The sequence below is a fragment of the Companilactobacillus suantsaicola genome (assembly GCF_004745525.1).
GTDB lineage: Bacteria > Bacillota > Bacilli > Lactobacillales > Lactobacillaceae > Companilactobacillus > Companilactobacillus suantsaicola.
The window spans coordinates 1-7,883 of the sequence record NZ_RKLY01000051.1; the positions used below are offsets into that span (position 1 = coordinate 1).

A 7,883-nucleotide genomic window follows, 5' to 3' on the forward strand; every position below is an offset into this window, starting at 1 on the left:
ATAGATCAGAAAAAAGAAACGGCCTCACCAACGAAGAATTTTGGGGTGAGGTCGCTTAAAAAGTTATATTATTTGAGCCAAGAAAATGTCAACTTGACAAGGACGAGTGCATTCCAGCTTATCACAGGGCTTGTACGGAAGACGGCACTTTACATTAACCAACTTTAGGGAGAACCGAATTTTCACTACCACATACTCTAACATAATTAAATTAATATTTAGACTATATCCAGGATATTTCCTATCCTGTATAATCAAATTAACTAGGGGGGATGAAATTTGCTTAAAATTGAAGATATTAACAAAAATTTTGGCGATTTGAAAGCACTCGATCACGTTTCCTTTGATGTCTCAGATGGAGAAATCTTAGGCTTGATTGGTCAAAATGGTGCCGGAAAATCAACTACATTTCACAGTATTTTGAACTTTCTGCACTATCAAGGAAAAATCACCTGGAATGACCAACCAATCACTGAGAGTGTTTTTGATGAGATTGGTTATTTACCCGAAGAACGTAGTTTGATGCCCAAATTGACTGTTGAGCAACAAATTACTTATTTAGCACGCTTGAAAAATAAACCAGCCAAGGAAATCAAACCCAAAATTGATGATTGGCTAAAGAAATTTGCGGTCAAAGGTAGTAAAAAAGATAAAATCAAAGACCTTTCCAAAGGTAATCAACAAAAAGTTCAGTTGATCTGTACCTTGATTCATGAACCAAAGTTGGTTATTTTGGATGAGCCGTTCAGTGGACTAGATCCAGTTAACGCTGACCTATTGAAGCAAGCCATTCTTGAAACTAAGAAAAATGGTGCCGCAATAATTTTTTCTAGCCACGATATGGAAAACGTGGAAGAACTCTGCGATAAGTTAGTCATGTTGCGCGACGGTCAAATTGTCTTAAATGGAACCGTTCGCGAAGTCCGGGCTTCCTTTGGTAAAACGAGAATTTTCGTTACAACTGATAAAGAAATCACACAACTAGCACAACTGCCTCATGTTGTCGCCGCTAAACCGCTCGAAGAAAAACGTTTTGAGTTGTTCTTAGATGACGAAAATGCCGGTAAGGAAGTATTCGCTGAAGTGACGGATGGTCAGTACATTGAAGAATTCAGTCAGCAGCCACCAACTTTGAATGAAATCTTCCGTCAGAAAGCAGGTAAGATCAATGAATAAATTATGGATCGTAACTTTTGAAACTTTCTTGCGCCAAGTTAAGTCCTGGAGTTTTGTGACTTTGATTTTAGGACCCTTTATCATGTTTGCAATTATGGTAGGCTCCGGATACCTGGGAGCTTCAAGTGTCAGTGACGAAGGCATTGCGGTGATCAGTGACAATCAACAACTACGAACTAGTTTTATCAAAGCTAATAAAGATGACGTTAAAAAGTCGGTAATTAGTGAAAAAACGGCTCAAAAGAAAATGAAAAAAGATAAGTTGGACGGTTATATCGTTTTAAAAGTAGCTGATCAACAAGTTTCCGCCACTTATCATGGGACGAGTTCGCTCGGTTCATCTCAAAAGGCCAAGTTCAATAGCTTCTTGAGTCAGACACAGCAACAGCTAAATCTCGCTCAAGCTAAATTGACTCAGCAGCAATTACAAGATTTATCGCGCCAACCGAAATTAACTGAAGATATCCAAAAGCAAACTGGAGACGCTAATTTGGCGAAAACTATCTCCTTTTGGATTATCGTCTTGATGGTCTACATGATTTTGATCACTTATACCTCGATCACGGCTCAAGAAATTGCGTCAGAAAAAGGGACTAAAATCATGGAAATTATCTTTTCTAGTACGACGGCCACAAAATATTTTCTCGGAAAGATTTTTGGTGTGATGCTAGTTATTTTGACCCAAGTCTTAATTTATTTAGTCGGCGGTTGGGGAGCCTTCATGTTCTTAAAGGATTCGAGTTTAACTAAATCGTTTATGGATCAATATCATACGTTGATCTCGTCAGTTTTAAAGAACATTCTCAGTGTCAATCTGCTTTATCTATTATTGGGAGTGGTTATTTATACGATTCTGGCAGCCTTTTGCGGGGCGCTCGTTTCCAAAGTTGAAGATGCCCCCAAAGCTTCACAACCAGTTATCATGTTGAGCATGTTGGCCTTCTTCTTGACCTTCCCATTCCAAAATAATATCGATTCAATCGTTGTTAAAATTTTGTCCTACGTACCATTTTTCTCCTCATACTTCATGCCGCTGCGCTGGATCAACGATTCGGCCAGTGGACTAGAACTAACCTTGTCATTAGTGATCCTTTTGGCAAGTACGGTTTTACTAGCTTGGTATATTGGAAAAATTTATCAAGGTCTGATGTTACAAACCGATGACTCTAGTTTTTGGAAGAGGTTTAAACGAGGACTTTCGTATAGTAAATAAAAAAACTCGAAAGATGTGAAAACATCCTTCGAGTTTTTTTTAACAGATTTGATCACCTAATTTGACCATCTTGCTACGAAGCTGATCTTCAGTTTCAGGAGCGACGTTACGCCAATCGACTACGGCTAGCGCACGATCCATGACACCACCGTTATCACCTAAAACTAAGCTACCGTGTGAGAAATTGATGTTGAGTCCGTCACCAAAGAGGTATTCTTCAAATGGCAACATGTGCATCTGGTAACCGGCATTGTTTTCAATTTCAGTTTTATAATTTGGATTGTCGTGCTTCAAAATGATTAATTGAAACTTATCAGCCAATTCACAGGTTGCCCCAATACTTGAATAGTTATTTGAGCCATCATCAGTTGTCAAAATAACGTGACTACCAGATGGAATTTTTTCGGCTAAATATTTTTGTGCAGCTGGTTTAATATTAATTTTCATAGTTGTTCCCCCTCGATTAATTTCAGATTATTCCTAATATGACACTGATTCAAATAATTTGATTCAAAAAAGAATTTGGAGCATAACTACTTTTTACTCCTAAACTTGCAGCATAAACGCGGAACATAACATAGCTTTCTCCGCTTAAAACAAATAGCACCGGGTAATCAAAGAGCGATTACCCGGTGCTATTTGCCTTAATGCTCGAAAGCTGGCCATGTTATGTCCCGCTCTCTAAAAATTAGAAGAATAATCCGTAAAGTTTAACGGCACAAATTGCACCTAGAATTGGAGCAACAACTGGGACCCAGCTGTATTTCCATTGTGATGAACCTTTTGGTTTCAAAGGTAACATTGCATGCAATAGACGTGGACCTAAGTCACGGGCAGGATTTAGAGCAGGTCCAGTTGGTCCACCAAAGGAAACAACTAAACACATAACTAAGAATCCTAAACCGATAAAGTCAGCACGTGGATCGATGTGGTCTGATGTCAAAGCTACGGCACCGAAAACTAAAATAAATGTTCCGATAAATTCGTTAATAAATCCGTTTAGACGGCTGTTTTCAGCATCGATTGTTGAAAAGGTTCCTAAGATACTTTCGACATTTTCTGTCTTGTTGTAATAAGGTTTGTAGGCTGCAACGATCATTAATTGACCAAAGATTGCTCCTAAGAATTGAGCGATGATATAAGGTCCAACTTCAGCCCATGGGAATTCACCATTGAAAGCTAATGCCAAAGTCATTGCCGGATTGATTTGACCACCTGAAATTGGGCCAAACATCATGGCTGGAATCATAACACCAATACCATAACCAAATCCGATCAAGATCCACCCACCGTGGAATCCTTTTGTTCCTTTTAATTCAACGTTGGCAACAGAACCATTACCAAGGGCAACCATGATGGCTGTTCCGATAAATTCAGCGACGCAACGTACTAGTAACGTATAGTGCATAATTAATACTACCCCTAAATGTAATTAAATTTTCTCGTTATTTGATTTACAACTATTAAGCAAAACACGAATATTCCAATTCACTCAAAAATGGGTCAATTATGTAAAATTCGAGATAACTTGTCTTTAATGAGTGAAAATTTACATGAAAAAATTGCCCCGACAATCAGGACAATTTTCACTAACATAAATAGCAAAATAAATCAAATATTGAGCAACGAGTAATATTGTATCATACATTCCGAATATTTTTTGACAATCAGGTAAAAAATGAGTAGTTTTTGCTATATAGTAATAATATAATCTAAAAATAAAATGAGGTAGAAAGATGAAAGTTCTTAGTTTAGTTAATTTAACCAAAAAACAACGAGATAAGCTTGAGTCAATCGCAAATGTTGACTTGAGTGTTGTTTCTCCTAAGCAGGTCACACCACAAGATCTAGAGGGTGTTGAAGTGCTTTATGACTGGTCCAATACTTTGAAAGACGCTGTTCTAAAAAGTGATACACTAAATTGGATCCAAGTGGTACGTGCCGGAGTTGACGCTTTGCCACTACCAGAATTAGATGAAAAAGGTGTTATTTTAACTAATGGTTCCGGCGCTAATGCGATTAATATTGCCGAACAAACTTTGGCTTACATGTTGATGTTTGTCCGTCGCATGAATTTGACTGCTCGCCATCAAGATGAAAAACTTTGGAAACATGATGACGGCTATGATGAAGTTTACAACAAGACAGTTATGATCGTCGGAGTTGGTCATATCGGTACTTTGATTGCTAAATATGCTAAAGCTTTAGGAATGAAGACGATTGGTGTCAGACACAGTGACAAAGCAGCTGAAAATATCGATGAAATGATTCCAATGTCAGAACTTTCTTCAAGAATCGGTGAAGTTCACTTCGTCGTCAATGCCTTACCAGATACAGCCGAGACCATTGGCCTGTTCAATCAAGATTTGTTCAAGGTAATGTCTAAGAAGGCTTACTACATCAATATCGGTCGTGGAAAAACTACCAAGATGGACGATTTAGTAACTGCTCTTGAAAATGGTGAAATTGCCGGAGCAGGACTTGATGTAACGACACCTGAACCATTGCCAAGCGACAGTCCACTTTGGGATATGGAAAATGTCATCATCACCCCACACGACGCCGGCATGAGCGTACATTATGAAGAACGTGCCTTCGATATTTTCAAACATAATTTGAAAGCCTATGTAGAAAATGGGGAAGTGTATAAAAACGTTGTGAACTATTCACGCGGATATTAAAACGGTTTTACTAAAATTAGATCAAAGGTTTGAATCTCATTTTCAAGGAATACAAAATGATAGAGTGACATTGAATCAATCGTTGTTATTATCTGTTATTGTTGTGTCAAAAAATAAAAAGTTCACATTTTTGTGAACTTTTTTTGTATCCTCAAGTGAATGTCATATTATGTCGCGTTACTAAATATAATTATCACTGAATAGAAGGGGGTATAGTTGATGAGTAAAAAATATCAAACTTTTACAAATGATGATGTTAATAGATTGGAAGAGCAGGTATATCAACTTGATCAAAATTATCGTTGGAACATCCCTGATTACAGTTGGGATATTCAACATGCTCAGATGTTAAATAAAATACCAATAGAAGAAGTTGCAGATCATATGAGGCTTCTAATTGGAGCCAAACTTTCAATGGAGAAGCTGCATTCAGGATTTAAGGGATCAGTAAATCAATATAGGAATCAATACAAACAGACCATCCAGCAATTTGATGAAGAATTTTCTAAGTATAAGCGGGCGCGTTGTCATCCTAACGAAATAGCTTATCGCAATAATCATGATGGTAACCTTCCAAAAACCTTACCGATAGATTATGGAGACAAACATTTTGCATTGAGGGGATACTTAATTTATGCTTTAATTCTTTTTGCGTATAAAGTCTTAGGATGGTTTGGCGTGGCCGGTTCGCCGCTTTTTATTATGACAGCTTTATTTACTCGATTATTTTTTTGGGTTATCACAATATTTTTATTTTTAGCGTTATTTAGGCTGCCAATTTCTCAACCTTTGGCCAGCTATCGAAATAAGGAAATTTTAGGTCAAAAGCAAAGGATTTTAGATAGAGACAAGGAATTCTGCAAGAAAAATAATCTTAATGATCAAACTTTGGATAATGAATTTCAATATAGTTATAGTTTGGCTATAGCCAATACGATGTATGCCGAAAAAGTACAAAAAGAAAAAGATTGGGTGGAAACAAGGCTCAATGCTTATTACGCAATAGTTATGGATAACGTGATTTATCTACCACCAGAACAAACAAGTAATATGAATCGATTGGTGGGAATTTATGGGGCTTTACTTAATGGAGTTTCTACTTGGCAAGCAGCTTATGAGCATGTGTCTGCCGATGAACGTTTTCAAAAAATGACAAATAGTATCGTTGATGCTATTAATAATGCTGATTCAAATGTCATTGATGCTGTAAATGATGCCCGTGATACAATTACTAGTAAATTGGAAGAAACTGATGAGAATATTCGTAATTTGAATAGTTCGATTGACAGGCAAACTGCAGCTATCGACTATTGGAATCAAGAGCAGTCAGAAATTGCCGCTGCTCAAGCTGGCATTATGTACGATACTAATAGACGTATCAAGGAAATGAGCAATCGGTATAAGAATTAGATAAACGGCAAGATGAAGTGATAAATCGAAAAGACTTCATTCGATAATTAGTTCTTGAAATAGATAAAAAGAGTGTTAGATAAATTTACATGATTATCTAACACTCTTTTTTGTATCTGATTTATTTTTTGAGATGAATTATGTTTTTTAAAATGAAATAGAATTAAAGTCTAATCTGCCCATCACCTTGGACCAAATACTTGGTCGTAGTTAATTCGTTAGCTCCCATTGGACCTCTGGCATGTAACTTTTGGGTACTGATGCCAATTTCTGCTCCGAAGCCAAATTGTTGGCCGTCAGTAAATCTAGTTGAGGCGTTCGTGTAGACTACAGCAGCGTCAATTTGTTTCATGAATTTACGACTAGTAGTGTAATTTTCGGTAATGATTGATTCACTGTGTTTAGTGTTGTATTTATTGATGTGTTTAACGGCTTGATCGAGTGAATCGACTATTTTAATGGCGATGATGTAGTCGTCGTATTCAGTGCTCCAATCTTCCTTTGTAGCGGGGATGATGTCTGGTTGAATGGCACGAGATAAAGTGTCACCGCGGACTTCGACACTGTTAGCTCTTAATGCGTCGTATAAATCAGGTAAGAATTCGTTAGCGATGTCTTTATGCAAGATAACCTTTTCGGCCGCATTGCAGACGGAAGGGCGTTGAACTTTGGCATTGATGATAATTTGGAGGGCTTTATCTAAATTAGCGTCTTTATCGACGTAGATGTGGCAGTTGCCGGCTCCGGTTTCGATGATGGGAACCTTGGCTTTGTCGACGACCATTTTGATGAATTTACCACTACCACGAGGAATCAAAACATCGATGTAGTGGGATAATTCCATCATTTTTTGCGCCGTTTCGTGGCTAACATCGTCGATCAATTGGACTGCATCTTCAGTGATACCAACTTTTTTCAAGGCCTGACGAAGGGTTTCTGACAAAGCAATGTTGGAGTTGATAGCTTCTTTTCCACCACGCAAGATGACGGCGTTTCCGGCTTTAAAGCACAATCCAGCAGCGTCGACAGTGACGTTAGGACGTGCTTCGTAGATCATACCGATGACACCTAGAGGGACACGTTCTTGAGTTATGTCGAGTCCCGTTTCGGTTTGCCAACCACGATCAATTTTTCCAATGGGGTCAGGCAGATCCATCACTTGACGTAGCCCAGTTGCCATGTCGTTGATTCGATCAGGTGTCAGTAAAAGTCGATCCAGCATAGCTTTTTTGACGCCATTTTTTTCAGCGTTATCATAATCTTCTTTGTTTGCTTCGATGATTTGTTTAGTATTCAAAACTAAACTATCCGCCATTGCTAGTAGGGCAGCGTTCTTAGCTTTGGTGCCAAGTTGTCCTAATTCAAAGGCAGCTTTTTGGGCTCTTTGTCCCAACTCTTCAAGA

The 7,883-nt window shown here is 38.0% G+C and carries 7 protein-coding genes; 4 read left to right on the top strand and 3 right to left on the bottom strand.

Annotated elements, in window-relative coordinates; translation table 11 throughout:
- Positions 1-279 precede the first annotated feature (279 nt).
- Together EGT49_RS12105 and EGT49_RS12110 are read left to right on the top strand one after the other, a co-directional pair.
- Positions 280-1,176, top strand: a complete 897-nt coding sequence (locus EGT49_RS12105) for an ABC transporter ATP-binding protein (protein WP_135374636.1) — start codon at positions 280-282, stop codon at positions 1,174-1,176.
- The gene (locus tag EGT49_RS12110; protein WP_135374638.1) at positions 1,169-2,389 is read left to right on the top strand and encodes an ABC transporter permease; all 1,221 of its coding nucleotides are present in this window, start codon (positions 1,169-1,171) and stop codon (positions 2,387-2,389) included. Before EGT49_RS12105 ends, EGT49_RS12110 begins: the two co-directional genes overlap by 8 nt.
- 39 nt (positions 2,390-2,428) lie before the next feature.
- Here EGT49_RS12110 and EGT49_RS12115 read toward each other — a convergent pair whose 3' ends face one another.
- A complete protein-coding gene (locus EGT49_RS12115) occupies positions 2,429-2,836 on the bottom strand; it encodes an iron-sulfur cluster biosynthesis family protein (protein ID WP_135374640.1) in 408 nt (135 codons plus the stop codon).
- A gap of 241 nt (positions 2,837-3,077) precedes the next feature.
- Positions 3,078-3,797, bottom strand: coding sequence for an MIP/aquaporin family protein (locus EGT49_RS12120; RefSeq protein WP_135374641.1), 720 nt, complete (start codon positions 3,795-3,797; stop codon positions 3,078-3,080).
- A 328-nt stretch (positions 3,798-4,125) separates the two neighbouring features.
- Here EGT49_RS12120 and EGT49_RS12125 point away from each other — a divergent pair, with 328 nt between their 5' ends.
- Together EGT49_RS12125 and EGT49_RS12130 are read left to right on the top strand one after the other, a co-directional pair.
- Positions 4,126-5,070, top strand: coding sequence for a D-2-hydroxyacid dehydrogenase (locus tag EGT49_RS12125; protein ID WP_135374643.1), 945 nt, complete (start codon positions 4,126-4,128; stop codon positions 5,068-5,070).
- Between the two features lie 219 nt (positions 5,071-5,289).
- Positions 5,290-6,480 (top strand): hypothetical protein, encoded by a 1,191-nt coding sequence (locus EGT49_RS12130; RefSeq protein ID WP_135374645.1) that lies wholly within the window; start codon positions 5,290-5,292, stop codon positions 6,478-6,480.
- A 163-nt stretch (positions 6,481-6,643) separates the two neighbouring features.
- Here the strand turns inward: EGT49_RS12130 and EGT49_RS12135 are convergent.
- A partial coding sequence (locus EGT49_RS12135) for a glutamate-5-semialdehyde dehydrogenase (RefSeq protein WP_135374647.1) occupies positions 6,644-7,883 on the bottom strand: 1,240 nt, incomplete at its 5' end.

What these genes read in the sequence shown, in the direction of transcription:
- EGT49_RS12130 (WP_135374645.1), top strand. Translation starts at nt 5,290, where the DNA reads ATGAGTAAAAAATATCAAACTTTTACAAATGATGATGTTAATAGATTG.
- EGT49_RS12125 (WP_135374643.1), top strand. Translation starts at nt 4,126, where the DNA reads ATGAAAGTTCTTAGTTTAGTTAATTTAACCAAAAAACAACGAGATAAG.
- EGT49_RS12110 (WP_135374638.1), top strand. Translation starts at nt 1,169, where the DNA reads ATGAATAAATTATGGATCGTAACTTTTGAAACTTTCTTGCGCCAAGTT.
- EGT49_RS12115 (WP_135374640.1), bottom strand. Translation starts at nt 2,836, where the DNA reads ATGAAAATTAATATTAAACCAGCTGCACAAAAATATTTAGCCGAAAAA.
- EGT49_RS12120 (WP_135374641.1), bottom strand. Translation starts at nt 3,797, where the DNA reads ATGCACTATACGTTACTAGTACGTTGCGTCGCTGAATTTATCGGAACA.